Annotated in this window: 14 protein-coding genes and 1 tRNA gene; 11 read left to right on the top strand and 4 right to left on the bottom strand. The window is 44.4% G+C overall.

The window, feature by feature from the left end; all coding sequences use genetic code 11:
* Window position 1: 1 nt before the first annotated feature.
* From dxr to ACTNDQ_RS10415, 7 genes are all read left to right on the top strand, one after another.
* Window positions 2–1144 carry a 1-deoxy-D-xylulose-5-phosphate reductoisomerase gene (dxr, locus tag ACTNDQ_RS10445; RefSeq protein WP_288787617.1) on the top strand — a complete coding sequence of 381 codons (1143 nt, stop codon included), beginning with the start codon at window positions 2–4 and terminating at the stop codon, window positions 1142–1144.
* A gap of 10 nt (window positions 1145–1154) precedes the next feature.
* Window positions 1155–2432 (top strand): RIP metalloprotease RseP, encoded by a 1278-nt coding sequence (gene rseP, locus ACTNDQ_RS10440; RefSeq protein ID WP_441064586.1) that lies wholly within the window; start codon window positions 1155–1157, stop codon window positions 2430–2432.
* A 158-nt stretch (window positions 2433–2590) separates the two neighbouring features.
* Entirely contained in the window at window positions 2591–3415 is an 825-nt protein-coding gene (locus tag ACTNDQ_RS10435) for a hypothetical protein (RefSeq protein ID WP_441064571.1), read from the top strand.
* Window positions 3416–3495: 80 nt separating this feature from the next.
* Window positions 3496–4770, top strand: coding sequence for a peptidoglycan-binding protein (locus ACTNDQ_RS10430; RefSeq protein ID WP_441064570.1), 1275 nt, complete (start codon window positions 3496–3498; stop codon window positions 4768–4770).
* Between the two features lie 223 nt (window positions 4771–4993).
* Window positions 4994–6052, top strand: a complete 1059-nt coding sequence (locus ACTNDQ_RS10425) for an FUSC family protein (protein WP_278796971.1) — start codon at window positions 4994–4996, stop codon at window positions 6050–6052.
* 84 nt (window positions 6053–6136) lie between these two features.
* Entirely contained in the window at window positions 6137–7405 is a 1269-nt protein-coding gene (locus ACTNDQ_RS10420; protein WP_144093668.1) for a M18 family aminopeptidase, read from the top strand.
* A 17-nt stretch (window positions 7406–7422) separates the two neighbouring features.
* Window positions 7423–8232, top strand: a complete 810-nt coding sequence (locus tag ACTNDQ_RS10415) for a Cof-type HAD-IIB family hydrolase (protein ID WP_279200301.1) — start codon at window positions 7423–7425, stop codon at window positions 8230–8232.
* A 182-nt stretch (window positions 8233–8414) separates the two neighbouring features.
* Here ACTNDQ_RS10415 and ACTNDQ_RS10410 read toward each other — a convergent pair whose 3' ends face one another.
* Window positions 8415–9359: an AEC family transporter gene (locus tag ACTNDQ_RS10410; RefSeq protein WP_279200298.1), complete on the bottom strand. Its 945-nt coding sequence runs from the start codon at window positions 9357–9359 to the stop codon at window positions 8415–8417.
* Window positions 9360–9512: 153 nt separating this feature from the next.
* Here ACTNDQ_RS10410 and ACTNDQ_RS10405 point away from each other — a divergent pair, with 153 nt between their 5' ends.
* From ACTNDQ_RS10405 to ilvC, 3 genes are all read left to right on the top strand, one after another.
* Window positions 9513–10553, top strand: a complete 1041-nt coding sequence (locus ACTNDQ_RS10405; protein WP_441064569.1) for a tyrosine-protein phosphatase — start codon at window positions 9513–9515, stop codon at window positions 10551–10553.
* Between the two features lie 164 nt (window positions 10554–10717).
* Window positions 10718–11215 (top strand): acetolactate synthase small subunit, encoded by a 498-nt coding sequence (gene ilvN / locus ACTNDQ_RS10400; protein ID WP_021652933.1) that lies wholly within the window; start codon window positions 10718–10720, stop codon window positions 11213–11215.
* A 97-nt stretch (window positions 11216–11312) separates the two neighbouring features.
* Window positions 11313–12332, top strand: coding sequence for a ketol-acid reductoisomerase (gene ilvC / locus ACTNDQ_RS10395; RefSeq protein WP_278796980.1), 1020 nt, complete (start codon window positions 11313–11315; stop codon window positions 12330–12332).
* A 163-nt stretch (window positions 12333–12495) separates the two neighbouring features.
* On the opposite strand, the gene ACTNDQ_RS10390 is transcribed toward ilvC, so the two are convergent.
* The 3 genes from ACTNDQ_RS10390 to ACTNDQ_RS10380 form a co-directional block, all read right to left on the bottom strand.
* Entirely contained in the window at window positions 12496–13392 is an 897-nt protein-coding gene (locus ACTNDQ_RS10390; protein WP_279200291.1) for a LysR family transcriptional regulator, read from the bottom strand.
* A 94-nt stretch (window positions 13393–13486) separates the two neighbouring features.
* Window positions 13487–13560, bottom strand: a tRNA-Pro gene (locus tag ACTNDQ_RS10385).
* A 134-nt stretch (window positions 13561–13694) separates the two neighbouring features.
* On the bottom strand, window positions 13695–14219 hold the full coding sequence (locus ACTNDQ_RS10380; RefSeq protein ID WP_441064568.1) for a hypothetical protein: 525 nt from the start codon (window positions 14217–14219) through the stop codon (window positions 13695–13697).
* Window positions 14220–14936: 717 nt separating this feature from the next.
* On the opposite strand from ACTNDQ_RS10380, the gene ACTNDQ_RS10375 reads away from it, so the two are divergent.
* Window positions 14937–16142 carry a zinc ribbon domain-containing protein gene (locus ACTNDQ_RS10375; RefSeq protein WP_441064567.1) on the top strand — a complete coding sequence of 402 codons (1206 nt, stop codon included), beginning with the start codon at window positions 14937–14939 and terminating at the stop codon, window positions 16140–16142.
* Window positions 16143–16182: the final 40 nt, after the last annotated feature.

Raw genomic sequence — 16182 nt, 5'->3', positions numbered from 1 at the left:
AATGAAGAATATTGCAATCTTAGGTTCTACCGGCTCCATCGGGACCCAGACACTGGATGTGGCAAGAAAAAACGAAGACATTCGTGTTGTTGCAGTCAGTGCAGGCAAAAGTGTGGAGAAGCTGGAAGAGCAGATCCGTGAGTTTCATCCGCTTCTGGCAGCAGTCTGGGATGAAGAAGCAGCCCGGGATCTGAAAACGCGTATTGCGGACACGGATACAAAGGTAGTCAGCGGAATGGAAGGACTTCTGGAGCTTGCGTCCATGCCGGAATCAGAAATTCTTGTCACCGCGATCGTGGGAATGATCGGGATCCGTCCTACCATGGAGGGAATCCGTGCCGGAAAGGATATTGCCCTGGCAAATAAGGAAACCCTTGTCACAGCCGGTCATCTGATCATGCCCATGGCAAAGAAATATGGCGTATCTATCCTTCCGGTAGACAGTGAACACAGCGCTATTTTCCAGGCTATCCACGGAGAAGAAAACAAAGAGATCCACAAGCTTCTGATCACGGCATCCGGTGGTCCCTTCCGCGGACGTACCACAGAAGAGCTGCGAAGGGTCACTGTTGCAGATACTCTGAAGCATCCAAACTGGGTAATGGGACGAAAGATCACCGTAGATTCCGCAACCCTGGTAAACAAAGGGCTGGAAGTTATGGAAGCCAAATGGCTGTTTGACATGGATCTGGATCATATTCAGGTGGTGGTGCAGCCGCAGAGTATCATCCATTCCATGGTGGAGTTTAAGGATGGTGCGATCATGGCACAGCTTGGAACTCCGGATATGAGACTTCCGATCCAGTACGCTCTGTACTATCCGCACAGACGATATCTGGACGGAGACCGCCTTGATTTCACGAAGCTTCATGAGATCACATTTGAGGTTCCGGATATGGAGACATTCCGGGGACTTCCTATGGCGATCCAGGCATCCCGGGAGGGCGGAAGTATGCCGACTGTCTTTAATGCAGCCAATGAGCTTGCAGTAAAGAAATTCCTGGAGGAAAAGATCGGCTTTCTGGATATTTATGAGATTATTGCACAGTCTATGGAAAGACATAAAAAAATCGCACATCCGGATCTGGATGAGATCCTTTCTGTAGAGCAGGATACTTATCAGTGGATCGAAAGCAGGTGGTAAATTGAGATTTGTGATTGCTGTAATTATTTTCAGCGTTGTGATACTGATCCATGAGCTGGGACATTTTCTTCTGGCAAAAAAGAATCACATCGAGGTATTGGAATTTTCTCTTGGTATGGGACCCAGGATCATAAGTACGGTAAAGGGCGGCACCCGTTATTCCGTGAAACTGTTTCCTCTTGGAGGCTCCTGCGCCATGGCCGGAGAGGATGCGGAAGATGACAGTCCGGGAACCTTTAATTCGGCTCCTGTGTGGGGCAGGATCGCAGTGGTTGCTGCCGGTCCGATATTTAATTTTCTGCTGGCATTTGTTTTGTCTGTGATCATTGTAGGCTGTATGGGCTATGATCCGGCAACCGTATTAGAAGTAACCCAAAATTCTGCTGCGGAAAAGGCCGGATTGAAAAAGGGCGATGTGATCACGGAATATCAGGGCTACCATATTGATCTGGGGAAAGATCTTTATGTATATTCGTATCTCAACGAACTGAAAGAGGGAGATACCATTCATCTGAAGATAAAACGTGATGGAAAAGAACAGGAGATCTCCTATAAGCCGGATGTAAATGTGCGGTATCTTCTTGGCTTTAACCGTTCCGATGTAAATTCCATGACAGTGGAATCTCTGATCAAGGGAATGCCACTGGAAGAGGCAGGTCTGGAAGCAGGCGATGTGATCACGAAGATTAATGGTGTGGAGGTTCCGGATGGAAATGCATATGAAAAATACATTGAGGAGCATCCGTTATCCAAGAAACCTGTGACGATCACCTATGAGCGTAACGGACTGGAATATGAGGCAGAGATAACACCAAGGGAATACAGAACACCGGTTTCCGGTTTCGGATATAACACATACAGTGAAAAGACTTCCGGCTTTAATGTTCTGAAATATGGTGCTGTGGAAGTGAAATACATGATCCGTACTACGATCTTAAGCCTGAAAGAGCTTGTGACCGGTCACCTTGGAATGAAAGACTTAAGTGGTCCTGTGGGTGTTGTGGATGCCATTGGCGACACTTACGAACAGTCCAAGAGTGAGGGAACGCTGATGATCTGGATGAATTTGCTGAATATGGCAGTTCTTCTTTCTGCAAACCTGGGAGTGATGAACCTTCTTCCTCTTCCTGCACTGGATGGAGGAAGGCTGGTATTTCTGGTGGCAGAAGCGATCCGGAGAAAACCGGTAAACCGTCAGGTAGAAGGCATGATCCATTTTGCGGGGCTGATGCTTTTGATGGCGTTGATGGTTATCGTTATGTATAATGATATTCTGAAGATATTCTGATATCTGGCGGAAGAAGGTAAATATCAAGTGTTACTGAGAACGGAGTGAACAGTAACTAGCAAGTGCTGTATGATCTGTGAGGAGATGATACAGCACTTTTTTTGTGCAGATATTTATTTATATAATAAAGGCATCAGAGTAAAGGGGGATATATAAATTTGAAAAAGGATATTTTAATACTGGCGGCATTGATAGCAGTTGTTATAGCAGTTCCTTTTCTGGCTACAAAGGCAGAAGAGGCAATCCAGATCAAAAATGAGGAATTTAAGGAAAAACAGAACAGGGAATGTTATGAAAAAGCGGAAGAATGCATGGATGCAGGCAAATATGATGAGGCGATAGAGCTGCTGGAAAAACTTCCGGGATATTATGAGGATGTAGAATATATTATCCAATATGCAAAGTTTTGCGATGCTGTTCAGAATGGAGAAGGAATTGAGGAACTGTATAAGCTTATATGGTATGTTCCAAAGGGAGATGAGTACAGTAGCAAATATATAGAAGAATTGAGGAAGGCCCAGAAAGATACAGAAGAACAATACAAAAAATATATGGCACAGAAAGAAAAAGAAGAGGAAGAAAGAATGAGAAAGAAGGATGAGCCATATAAGGGAATGAAAGAAAAATACATAAACATTACGCTTCTGGGAAGGGCAAAAGAGAAAAGAACAGAACATTACTGGCGGGACACACCGGGAAAAAGAACACAGGACATTCAGTACAGATATATGTGGTATAACAGCAATGGGGCAAAAAAATTCATGGCAGTCTGCAGAAACGGACAGGTCAGCAGTGTGGTGGAATTTGTTTCGTCCACAACATCCGGGAAAAAAACTTACCGTGGAAATACCAGCAGGAATAATGACAGAAAAGATATGTACGATGTGCAGGATTATGATGATCCGGAAGATTTTTATTATGATCATGCAGATGAGTTTGATGATATCCAGGATGCGGAAGATTACTGGCAGGAAGCACAGTAGGAGATATGGCATTTTGAGATTCTGTACATATACTAGCAGAGAACCAGTGTGCTTTCAGGCACAAAAAGGAGCCTCTGTTTATGAAAAATTATTCTTATATTTCCATGCAGCAGGATATGCCGGATCAGGGACAGCTGCAGGTGACGGTGCTGGACAGTGCCAGTAACCGTCCTGTGGAAAATGCTACAGTGCGGATCTCGTACACAGGAGTCCCGGATAATGTGATCGAAGAAATCCGTACGGATTCCTCCGGAAAAACGCCCATGCTGGAGCTGGCAGCTCCTCCACTGGAATACAGCATGAAACCGGTGGAGCAGCAGCCTTATGCAGAATATACAGTTCAGATCAGTGCAGAGGGTTTTACACCAAAAGAAGTTGCCGGGACAGAAGTTCTTCCCCATTCCATTGCCAGGCAGGGAGCATCCCTTAGCAGACAGCAGGGTAGTGGAGAGGACTATCAGCGGATCGTCATCGGACCCCATACGCTTTTTGGGGAATATCCTCCCAAAAATCCGGAAGCAGAGATCAAGCCGATAAATGAAACCGGAGAGATCGTATTAAACAAAGTGGTGATCCCGGAGTATATCGTAGTCCACGACGGGCCAATAGGGGATACCTCTGCACAGGATTATTATGTAAGATATAAGGATTATATCAAAAACGTGGCCAGCAGTGAGATCTACGCAACTTGGCCGGAGGACACGATACGTGCCAATGTTCTGGCAATCATGTCGTTTACTCTGAACAGAGTTTATACAGAGTGGTACCGGAATAAGGGTTATGATTTCACCATTACATCCTCCACAGCATACGACCACAAATGGATCCATGGCAGGAATATTTTTGAGAGTATCGACCGGATCGTGGATGAACTTTTTGAAAACTACCTTTCCAGACCGGATGTACGTCAGCCGATCCTGACCCAGTACTGTGATGGACACCAGGTGCAGTGCAGGAACCGGGGATGGATGACCCAGTGGGGAAGCAAAGCTCTGGGAGATCAGGGATATTCCGCAATTGAGATCCTGCGGAGCTTCTATGGAAACGATATATATATTAATGTGGCGGAAGCAGTTTCCGGGATTCCCGCATCCTGGCCGGGATATGACCTGACTATCGGTGTTACCGGTGAAAAGGTGCAGCAGATCCAGGAACAGCTTAATGCCATAGCAAAAGCCTATCCTGCCATCCCGTCAGTGATCGTGGATGGTATTTATGGTCCGGCTACTGTTGCATCTGTAAAAAAATTCCAGAATATATTCGGACTTCCCGCATCCGGAGTGGTGGATTATCCAACCTGGTATAAGATACAGGACATTTATGTAGCAGTGACCAGGATAGCGGAGCTGCAGTAAATATAAAAATAATAAAAATGTTCCTGGCCATTTTCGGAGTGATCTGATCGGGGCTGGGAGTGTAATGCGTGAACATGATTTCAGAAAAAATGTTTGACGTTTCAGAATAAACCAAGTATAATGGCTGTTTGTATCTTTGAACGTAAATTGTAAAGAGATTGCGTTTATGAGCATGTGAAAAAAGCGAAATGAGAATGTCTGCTTTACAAAAGGAGTGATGAAAATGACATTTTATCAGGAACTGCAGTTAAGCTCAACCGGATCAAAACAGCTGATCAGAAATACCACAGACAAAAAGGAGAAAAGAAGGCATATTCTGATCTATAATTTTAAAGTGTATCTTGTCATGGCATTTTGTGTGGCGGTTGTGACATTGTACAGTAAGATAACCGGCAATGACAACAGTGTTGTAGGAGTAACCGTACTGCTGGCAGTGCTGGTTTTAAGACAGGCGGATTTCGGGATCCGGACGTCCCACGGATTGTTGTCCATTGCCGGGATTTTCTGTATTCTGATCGCAGGGCCGAGATTATCCAACATGGTTTCACCGGTACCGGCATTTTTTGTTAATGCGATAAGCATCCTGTTACTGATGATCCTGGGATGCCATAATGTAATTATGTATAACCATTCCACATTTGTTCTCGGATATCTGCTTCTGATGGGATATGACGTAACCGGAAAGGCGTATCTGCTTCGTGTAGAGGGGCTTTTGGCCGGAATGGTTCTCTGCATGGTAGTTTTTTATAAGAATCAGAAAAACCGCCCGTATCGCAGGACGTTTCTGGACCTGTTCCGGGAATTTGACCTGCATTCTGCAAGAGGCAGGTGGTATTTAAGACTGACGCTGATCGTTTCCAGTGCTATGCTGATCATGTCTCTTTTGGGACTTCCAAGAGCAACGTGGGCCGGAATTGCCTGCATGTCCGTGTGCTTGCCGTTTACCGAGGACTGCAAGGGAAGAGCCGGAAAAAGGGGGATGTTCAATATCGTTGGATGTATTTTGTTTGCAGTGCTTTATCTGATACTTCCGGAATCTATGTATCCCTATATTGGAATGATCGGAGGAATCGGTGTGGGATATTCCGCAGGTTATGCGTGGCAGACTGCATTTAATACATTTGGAGCACTGTCCATTGCATCAGGACTGTTTGGAATGCCGGCAGCAGTGCTGCTCCGTATTGGAGCCAATGTATTTAGTTCAATTTATACTATGCTCGCAAATAAGCTTGGGGATAAGCTTGTGCAGCATATGTGGGTACGAAAGAGTGCAGAAATCTGAGATATTGCCCTGAAAAAAGTTTTGCCGTATAATGGGTAATAGCATAACAGCCTGGATATTACCGGGCCGACAGAGGAGAAGATTATGTACGAAGAAACAACAGAAAAACTGCTGGAATTTATCAGTAAAAGTCCTACAGCCTTTCAGGCGGCAGAGGAAACAAGAAGACGTTTTTTGGAGGAAGGCTTTACAGAATTGAAGGAAGAGGAGCGCTGGGAGCTGGAAAAGGGCGGAAAATATTTTGTCATGAGAAATCATTCCGCGATCATCGGATTTTCCATTCCTGTCAATGACTGCAGGAGATATCATATCATTGCAAGTCATAGTGACTCCCCGTCTTTTAAAATAAAAGAAAATCCGGAGATGTCTGTAAACGGAGCTTATGTGAAGCTGAATGTGGAGCGGTACGGCGGAATGATCCTTTCTACCTGGTTTGACCGTCCCCTTTCTGTGGCAGGCCGCATGATCGTCCACAAAAACGGAAAAATTCTGGAAAAGCTTGTAGATATTGACAGAGATCTGGTCATGATCCCGAGCCTTGCGATCCATATGAACCGAGATATTAACGGAGGCTATCATTATAATGTCCAGAAGGATATGCTTCCATTGTACAGTGGCAGTGGCGAAAAAGGAAACTTCATGCGGATGCTGGCAGAAGAGGCAGAGATCCGTCCGGAGGATATCCTGGGCCATGATCTGTTTCTCTATAACCGGATGCCCGGAACGATCTGGGGATCCAGGAATGAATTTGTTTCCAGTCCAAGATTAGATGATCTGCAGTGTGCTTTCGCTTCAATGGAAGGCTTTCTTCAGGCAGATAAGAAGAAGGTCATTGCAGTCCACTGTGTACTGGATAATGAAGAAGTGGGAAGCACTACCAGGCAGGGAGCTGCATCCACATTTCTTAAAGATGTACTGTTTCGTATCAATCTGGCCCTTGGCGGAGATCAGGAGAGTTATCTGATGGCCCTTGCGGAGAGCTTTATGATCTCTGCGGACAATGCACATGCATTACATCCGAATTATACAGACAAGGCAGATCCTGTAAACCGTCCGGTGATGAATGGTGGAATTGTGATCAAATATAATGCCAATCAGAAATATTGTACCGATGGGATTTCCACAGCAATCTTCAAGGAACTCTGCAGAGAAGCAGATGTGCCATATCAGACATTTGTGAACCGTTCCGATATTGCCGGTGGTTCCACTCTGGGAAATATTTCCAATACCCAGGCGGCCATGAATACGGTCGACATCGGTCTGCCGCAGCTGGCGATGCATTCCGCTTATGAAACAGCCGGAGTGAAAGATACGGAAAGCCTGATCCGTGCGGCAAAGGTATTTTACAGGTGATATCGGAGGACAGGAAAATGAGCAGAAAAGCAGTATTTTTTGATGCGGACGGAACAGTCTGTGATATGAAAAAAGGAGTGCCGGACAGTGCCATAGAAGCCATCTGTGCGCTGGTAGATAACGGACATGAAGCGTGGCTCTGCACAGGAAGAAGTCGTGCGTTTGTATCCTGGTATCTGGAGCAGATCCCTTTTACGGGAATGATCAGTGCCTGCGGATCCACCATTGAGAAGGACGGGAAGAGATTTTTTAATAAAGAGATGACGCCGGAGGTTGCAAAGCTTTCTGTGGAGGTTCTCAGAAAATATGGACTGATCCCGGTAATGGAAGGCGCGGATTTTATGTATTATGACAAAGAGGAGTATACCGATGAAGTGAACTGGTATGCCAGTCTGATCACAGAATCCCTGGGCGATAAATGGAGGCCTATCCGTGGAAATGAGGATTGTATGCGGATCAATAAGATCAGTGCAAAAATGACGGAGGGATGTGATGCGGAGGCAGCGTTATCCATTTTATCAGAATACTATGATATCATCCGCCATGAAGGCAGCAGTTCGTTTGTGGGAAATACCATTGAACTGGTGCCAAAGGGCTTTAACAAGGCTGTTGGGATCGCAGCTGTGATCCGCCTGTTTGATATTCCGTGGGAGAATACCGTTGTTTTTGGAGACAGCAACAATGATCTTGCCATGTTTGAATACGCTGCAACAAAGGTTGCCATGGGAAATGCTTCTCCGAAGATCAAAGAACTGGCAGATTATGTTACGTCTGATATGTTCCACTACGGCATTCGGGATGGCTTGAAATATCTGAAGCTGATCTGAGAGAATGCTTCGTTTGTTTTGTAGGCTATGAGATTGTAAGAACAGAAACATCCACATCAGAAATGATAGCTTTATGTGAATATGCTTTTATAAAAAAATGCTGTAAGAACCAGAAATCATAGTTCTTACAGCATTTTATGTTACAGATTTTTCCGGGTAGATAATATGCAGAAACTGCAATATCAGATCAGTCCCAGACCTTTGCAGATAAACAGCCAGAGTGTCAGGGTAAAGGCACTGAATAATGTGGTAAGAAGCACGACTCCCGAAGAAAAAGAGCCCTCATGTCCCATGTTTTTTGCCATGACAAAGCAGGTAACGGTGCTGGCAGACCCCAGCATGATAATGATGGAAACCAGCTTGTCCTTTGTAAAACCGCAACGGATGGCAAGAGGAAGAAAAAGTGCTTCATAACCGACAAGTTTCATAAATGTACAGGCAACAGATGCTTTCAGCCGGGAAAAGGCTTTTCCGAAGTGCAGAGATCCGCCCATAGCCATGAGGCCAAGAGGAGTGGCGGTTTTTGCAAGATTGCCTGCCGTAGAGTCCAGGATCTTCGGAAATGGAAGACGAAGAAGGGACCAGAGTGTACCGGCTGCAATGCCGAGAATGATGGGATTGGTGACAATTCCCTTTAAAGTGTGCTTCAGAACGGTACCATCTATTTTTCCCTGACCTGGTTTAAAGACAGAGAGAACTACAACAGCCATTACATTGTAAAGAGGGACGCTGGCAATGATCATCAGTGGTGCCATACCTGCATTTCCGTAAAGGTTCTGGATAATGGCGATACCAAGGATCGCTGCGCTGCTGCGGTAGGATGCCTGGATAAACTCGCCCCGGATATCGGAAGGGTGGAGAAAACGGGACAGGAGCACGGAGATCATAATACTGAGCGATGTGATCGCAAAACAGAAAAGAACCATCTTGGGATCCCAGGCCTCATAGATATCGATTTTAGCGATGTCCTGAAACAGAAGCACAGGCAGGGGGATGACAAACACAAATTTGTTCATACGATTGACAAATGTTTCATCAAACAGTCCGATCCTCCGGAAAAAATATCCCAGGAGCAGTGTAAGAAAGATGGGCACGGTAACATTCAGACAGAAAATAAGATTGTCCATAAAAGAAAGCCTCCCTGTGGTAAAATTTCTCTGTTTATTATATCCAAACTACGAAAATTGTCAAACGAGGTATACGGGACTGGAGATTTCTGGTATGATAAAAAGTATTGCGAAGAAAGCAGCACAGGGGTTGAGAAGGAGAAAGGAAAGAAAATGAGATACGGAAAAATACGGATCGAAGATGGCTTTTTTGTGTTTACCAGACATATGATGCTCAACAGTCTTCCGTGTAAAGATATTCTCTGGGCGTACATGCGCCGTGAGGGAACCGATAAAACCGGTGAAAAGCAGCTGATCATCAATTATCTGGTGATCATAACCAGACGTCAGAAGCGTTATAAATTTGATATGACAGAGCAGGAGGTACAGGATTGCCTTCAGCTTCTTAAAGTACTGAATCCGGATCTTGCGGTTGGTTTTCCAAAAGGAAGCAGGATTCCGCTTCAGAATCTTCCGAATACAAGAGATCTGGGTGCATTGATGACAGTAGACGGTTCGCACATTCTTCCCAGAAAGCTTTTGCGCAGCGGAGAAATCTATCATGCTTCTGCTGCAGACAACCGGATCCTTTCAGAAGAATATAATGTAAAAACAGTAATCGATTTCAGGTCAGCTGCAGAAGTAAAGAAAAAACCGGATGATATCATGGCAGGAGTGGAGTATTATCACATTCCAATCCGGGATGAGGACAGCAGTGGAAACAGCTTTTTTGAACATGTGATGTCCTGCTATGGTGATGTAGACCGGTATATGCAGGACTGGTACCGGAATTTCGTTACGGATGAGTATTCTCTGAAGCAGTATGCACGTTTTCTGGATGTCCTGCTTCATGCAAAGAATGGAGCTGTTGTTTTTCACAGTGCCACAGGAGAAGACCGGACAGGAGTCGGAACAGCACTTTTGCTCTTTGCTTTGGGTGTACCTAAGGAAACGATACGAAGGGATTATATGCGGTCGAATCCATGTCTGGAAGATGAACTGAAATATATGCGCAGGCTTTACCGGGCAGACCGGCCGGAAAACAGCCGGAAGCTTGCAGATCTGAAAGCCTTCTATCAGGTGAAGGAGTCTTATATCAATACAGTTTTTGATGTCATCGAAAAAGAAAACGGAGGAATTGAAAGATTCCTTCGGAAAAAACTCTATCTGACACCAAAGGCATCCGAGGAGCTTAAGAAAAAATATCTGATCTGAGGATAAAAACATTTCTTATCATCCTGAAGGAATTTTGCAGGAAATTTTGATTGACAAAATTTTCGAAGTTGTTATAATGGTAAGAAAGCAAGGGTTTATTAGATTAAAGCGTTAACTGACGAAGTCGGTTTTCTATACATAAAAGTGTTGAAAGCAGGTGTATTATGGAAAAGAGAATACTATCCATCCTTGTGGATAATACCTCCGGAGTCCTTAGCCGTGTGGCTGGTCTTTTCAGCCGCCGTGGATATAATATTGACAGCATTACCGCAGGAGTGACTGCAGATCAGAGATATTCCCGTATGACAGTTGTCTGTGAGGGAGATGATCAGATGCTCCAGCAGATCACCAAGCAGCTGGCGAAGCAGGAAGATGTACGGGATGTTAAGGTCCTTGAACAGGACGACAGCGTTGCCCGTGAGCTGATGCTCGTCAAGGTTGCTGTGAAGCCGGAACAGAGACAGGGAGCTCTTTCTGTTGCAGATATCTTCCGTGCCAAGGTGGTGGATGTAAGTAAGGATTCTCTTATTATGGAGATGACCGGAAGCCAGAACAAGCTGCAGGCGTTTGTGGAGCTGATGGCTGACTATGAGATCCTTGAGCTTGCAAGAACGGGAATCACAGGTCTGTCACGAGGCAGTGACGATGTCCGGTACCTGTAAAAATTTTTACATATGTTTGCTAGGAGAGCAGCTACTCTCTTAACGATAAATAATTTTTATGAAGAAGATGTTGTAAACATCAGAGGAGGAAAGTAAAATGGCAAATAAGATTTTTTACCAGGAAGACTGTAATCTTGGATTATTAGATGGTAAGACAATTGCGATTATTGGATACGGAAGCCAGGGACATGCACATGCACTGAACCTTAAAGAGTCCGGATGTAATGTAATCATCGGTCTTTACAAAGGAAGCAAATCCTGGAAAAAAGCTGAGGAGCAGGGCTTCGAGGTATATACATCTGCTGAAGCAGCTAAGAAAGCAGATATCATCATGATCCTGATCAACGATGAGAAACAGGCTGCACTTTACAAGAACGATATCGAGCCGAACCTTGAGGAAGGCAACATGCTTATGTTCGCTCATGGTTTCAACATTCATTTCGGATGCATCAAACCACCAGCATATGTTGATGTTACAATGATCGCTCCGAAAGGACCTGGACACACAGTAAGAAGCGAGTATCAGGCTGGTAAAGGTGTTCCTTGTCTGATCGCTGTAGAGCAGGATGCTACAGGTAAAGCTCAGGATATCGCACTTGCATATGCACTTGGAATCGGCGGAGCAAGAGCTGGTGTTCTTGAGACAACATTCCGTACAGAGACAGAGACAGACCTCTTCGGTGAGCAGGCTGTACTTTGCGGTGGTGTTTGCGCACTTATGCAGGCTGGTTTCGAGACACTTGTTGAAGCTGGTTATGACCCAAGAAACGCATACTTCGAGTGTATCCATGAGATGAAACTGATCGTTGACCTGATCTATCAGTCAGGATTCGCAGGAATGAGATATTCTATCTCCAATACAGCTGAGTACGGCGATTACATCACAGGACCGAAGATCATCACAGAAGATACAAAGAAAGCTATGAAGAAAGTTCTTTCCGATATCCAGGATGGTACATTTGCAAAAGACTTCTTACTCGACATGTCCGATGCAGGTGCACAGGTTCACTTCAAAGCTATGAGAAAATTAGCTGCTGAGCATCAGTCTGAGAAAGTCGGCGAAGAGATCCGTAAACTCTACAGCTGGAACGGCGAGGACAAGCTTATTAATAACTAAGCAAAATTTATTGCAGGTGCAATAAATTTTGCGCTACTCGAACGAAGCGCAGCGAAGTTTGAGTCAAAAAAGTCACACACGTAATACAGTGGTAGGAAGCTTTTTTGAAATTTAAAATTCCCATCTGGTCGCAATGATCAGATGGGAATTTTTTTACATTCCTTTATTTAGCCGGATGGTCTGTTTCATCATCAAAAAATGGCGCGATCAAAGCCGAATCAGCATCTTTCTGTCTGCATACAAACCCGATCTCACGCAGCGGAAAAGAAAATCCTACCGGTACTTCCACCAGAGTTCCTTCTTCCAGCTCTTTTTTTACAAAATCACGGATCACACATGCAATCCCAAGACCAATTTCCGCAAACTGGATCAGAAGATCCATAGTTGTTACTTCCAGAATATGACTTAATTCCACATGATGTTCTTTCAGCTGAGTGTTCACGGTCTGACGTGTAATATTGTCCTCATCCAGCATCATGAAAGTTGCTGCCTGGATCAGAGGTTCATCCGGATAGAGCTTTTTCTGATTTTCCAGATACTGCTGTGTACAGACAAAGGTATCCTGGATTTTCAAAAGAGGCTGAAAATAATATCCCCGAAGCTTCTGCGGCCGTCCGATGAGTCCCAGATCGATTTTTTCCTCATCCAGAAGCTGCAGCGTCTGATAAGTAGACTGGCAGGAAATTGTGATACGTACATGAGGAAAACGTGCAATATAGTTTTCCAGGTGGGAGAGCAGTACATATCTGGTAAGAGTAGAACTGGCGCCCAGACGCAGCTTTGGAATGTCCCGGGAACGGTTATGGCGAATGGAATTTTCTCCTTCATCCAGAAGTGAAAGAGCTTCTTTTACTTTTTCAAAAAGAAGCTCACCGTCCGGGGTCAGAGTGACACCCCGGGAACTGCGTTTAAAAAGAACGGTATCCAGATTCTGCTCCAGCTTCTGGATCGACTTGCTGATAGCAGGCTGGCTGATATAAAGGTCCCGGGAACTGTGGGAGATACTGCCGGTACGTGCTACCGTATAAAAAATATGATAAAGAGACAGATTATCCTGCATGCAAAACCTTCCTTTCGAAAAATAGTAAGGTAATAAAGGTAATAAAAAATCCGAAGTCATCAGACCTCGGAAATCCTTGAATTTGTTAGAAATATCGGGGCAACAGGATTTGAACCTGCGACCTCACGGCCCCCAGCCGTGCGCGCTACCAAGCTACGCCATACCCCGCAACGCATATAATTATAACATAAACGAATTGTAAATGCAACCATTTTTTGAGGAGAAAGATGGTTGTATGGATGATAATAAAGAGTGTGATCCCTTGATACTTTCATAGGCTTCACACTCTTTACATGATATGATCAGGCTGTCTGTATTGTGTTACCTGGGTCAGGTAAAATACCTCTTCCCTGAAGTACAACGACAAGAGTTTCTGTTGTGTCCTGTAAATTTTTGATATCTTTTCGGATATCCCGTTCTGCAAGCTTAACATCCAGTGAAAGGTCGTCCAGGCGTTTTCTGTTGGTATCACATTTCAGATCGATCATTTCAAGTCTGTTTTCTACCCGGTTGAAGCGGGCATCTATTTCATCAAAACGAACATCCATAGCATCAAGACGAGCGTCGATACCGTCAAAACGAACATCCATAGCATCGAGACGAGCGTCAATACCGTCGAGACGAACATCCATAGCATCAAGACGAGCGTCGATACCATCAAAACGAACATCCATAGCATCGAGACGAGCGTCAATACCGTCGAGACGAGTATCCACTGCATCCAGTCTGGCGTCGATACCATCTAATCGGTTATTTATATTGCCCAGCTGGACATTGATCGGGTTTATCATACCGGCTAATAATTCCAAATCTTTCTGATCTAGCATATGCGTATCCTCCTATAAAAATTGTACCGCATATTTCTCTGTGCGGATATTGTATCATGTTTCGAGTGTGAAGTCTATGAAATTATCAAAGAACAGAATGGACGGGAACAATAAGTTCTTGACCAGTATAATATATATAATAAGAAAAAACAAGACATATTTTTATATCTTTAATAATAATAGAAAATGCAGGCGAACTACCTGAAGAATGAAAAAAGGAGGCCGGGAGTTGTGCTGACTCCCGGCAAAAAAGTATGAAAAAGAAAAAGATTGTTTAGCATTTGCTATCTACAGTTAATAATATAGTAAAAAAATGTGTGCATTGTGTGAAAGGAAAATGAAGAGAATGTGAAAACTGCCGCTTAATGTTAGATTAAGCGACAGGACCTGAAAAACCTGTATATAAGGAAATTCGCCATTTTTCTGACCACAAAAGCTGACCACTTATCATGACCACTTTTATATATTGATATGTATTTTTCTTTCTCTGATATATAAAAAGCTGCGTAAAACGGCACAAAAAACGACATAATTGGACAGCTATGGCAGTTTCAGATCGCTTGACAAGCATTAAAGCGGATGTTACCATTACATATGGTTCAAAATCTTGGATCAAACAACAGAATAATCCGAAAAAATTACTGTCGCTTAATCTAACATTAAGCGACAAGATAATAATATTGGATAAGTTATATAAATAAACGGAAGGAAGAGAACATGCCGTCCAATACAGGCTACAGCATAACAACCAGAAGACTCCGACTTTGCTGCGGACATCCGGAATGGCTCAGGAAAACCCAGGATTTCTATAATGAAATTGAAAGCTTTTATTATGATCTTCTGCTGGCTCATGAGGAACTGGGAGAACTGGGGAGCCAGAAAACTCTTCGGGCCCTGGAGGTTCTGACTATTATGGGAAGAGACAAGCAGGTTCCACAGAATCCCCTTCCCTGGGAAAAAGTCCCATTGTATTTCAGGCGGGCTGCGATAAACAGTGCCATAGCCGCAGCAAAGAGTCACATATCCAGGCAAAAGTCCATTCCGGGGAGGAAAGCAGAAAAGCTTCATTCAGCAGTTACCTATTATAAAGGAATGTACAGAGATTTTTCTCATAAGGAGATTACACTGAAGGTATGGACAGGAGAACAATGGAAATGGATGAGATGCAGACTGTATGGCAGAGAATTTCCCGCAGAAGCAGAGCTGATGTCACCCTCAGTAACCTTTGAGAAGAAATATCTCATGCTGCATGTTCCCGTGAAGGAATTTACAGCAGACACTGCAACAGTAAAGCAGCGTATCCAGGAAGGGCGGAAGATCTGTGCCATCCAGTTTACAAACGGAGATGTTTTTGCTGTGGGGACAGTATGTGACGGCACAGGGAAGGAAACAGGTGTGAAATTCTGGAGCGGCGGAAAAGAATATACGCATCGCTGCGATCAGATCAGGAAGAAAATCGAGAAAGCCCGGAAATCTCTCGGCGGGGAAAAACAGCCCGGAGAAAACAGGAAATACTGGATGCATCTGAAACACCTGTCGGAGCATTATGCCCATGAGATCAGTTCACAGATCATAGGCTTCTGCCTGGAAAAGCAGGTTTCGCTGATCGTCCTTCCAAAATACAAAAAAGAATACACAGACTATGTGATGATTGGATCAGGAAACTGGAGCACTATGCATCTGAGCTCCGGGATCAGGAGCAATCTGCCCTATAAAGCATGGAAAAACGGCATTCTGGTCATTGAAACCTATGCAAAAGGGATATCCGAAACCTGTTCTGTCTGCGGTGCGCCAGTTAAGACAGCAAACCGCAAAACAGATGAATATACCTGTGAGAACGGGCACAGAGGAAGCCGAAGCCTGAACAGTGCCAGAAACCTGAGCCATAAATGTATTCTTCAGTTTGGAAAACAAGTGGTATGACCACTGTTTTATAGAGCGAGAGCACAACTCAGCTTCTGCT

Origin of the sequence: Blautia massiliensis (ex Liu et al. 2021) (genome assembly GCF_052064225.1) — a bacterium.
Taxonomy (GTDB): Bacteria; Bacillota; Clostridia; order Lachnospirales; family Lachnospiraceae; genus Blautia_A; species Blautia_A fusiformis.
This window is presented reverse-complemented; position numbering and strand designations above follow the sequence as displayed.

Excerpts from the sequence above, each read along its gene's own strand:
- ACTNDQ_RS10410 (WP_279200298.1), bottom strand. The coding sequence starts at position 9,359 with ATGGACAATCTTATTTTCTGTCTGAATGTTACCGTGCCCATCTTTCTT.
- ACTNDQ_RS10425 (WP_278796971.1), top strand. The coding sequence starts at position 4,994 with ATGACATTTTATCAGGAACTGCAGTTAAGCTCAACCGGATCAAAACAG.
- ACTNDQ_RS10380 (WP_441064568.1), bottom strand. The coding sequence starts at position 14,219 with ATGCTAGATCAGAAAGATTTGGAATTATTAGCCGGTATGATAAACCCG.
- ACTNDQ_RS10420 (WP_144093668.1), top strand. The coding sequence starts at position 6,137 with ATGTACGAAGAAACAACAGAAAAACTGCTGGAATTTATCAGTAAAAGT.
- ACTNDQ_RS10390 (WP_279200291.1), bottom strand. The coding sequence starts at position 13,392 with ATGCAGGATAATCTGTCTCTTTATCATATTTTTTATACGGTAGCACGT.
- ACTNDQ_RS10375 (WP_441064567.1), top strand. The coding sequence starts at position 14,937 with ATGCCGTCCAATACAGGCTACAGCATAACAACCAGAAGACTCCGACTT.
- ACTNDQ_RS10405 (WP_441064569.1), top strand. The coding sequence starts at position 9,513 with ATGAGATACGGAAAAATACGGATCGAAGATGGCTTTTTTGTGTTTACC.
- ilvN (WP_021652933.1), top strand. The coding sequence starts at position 10,718 with ATGGAAAAGAGAATACTATCCATCCTTGTGGATAATACCTCCGGAGTC.
- ACTNDQ_RS10415 (WP_279200301.1), top strand. The coding sequence starts at position 7,423 with ATGAGCAGAAAAGCAGTATTTTTTGATGCGGACGGAACAGTCTGTGAT.
- dxr (WP_288787617.1), top strand. The coding sequence starts at position 2 with ATGAAGAATATTGCAATCTTAGGTTCTACCGGCTCCATCGGGACCCAG.
- ilvC (WP_278796980.1), top strand. The coding sequence starts at position 11,313 with ATGGCAAATAAGATTTTTTACCAGGAAGACTGTAATCTTGGATTATTA.
- ACTNDQ_RS10430 (WP_441064570.1), top strand. The coding sequence starts at position 3,496 with ATGAAAAATTATTCTTATATTTCCATGCAGCAGGATATGCCGGATCAG.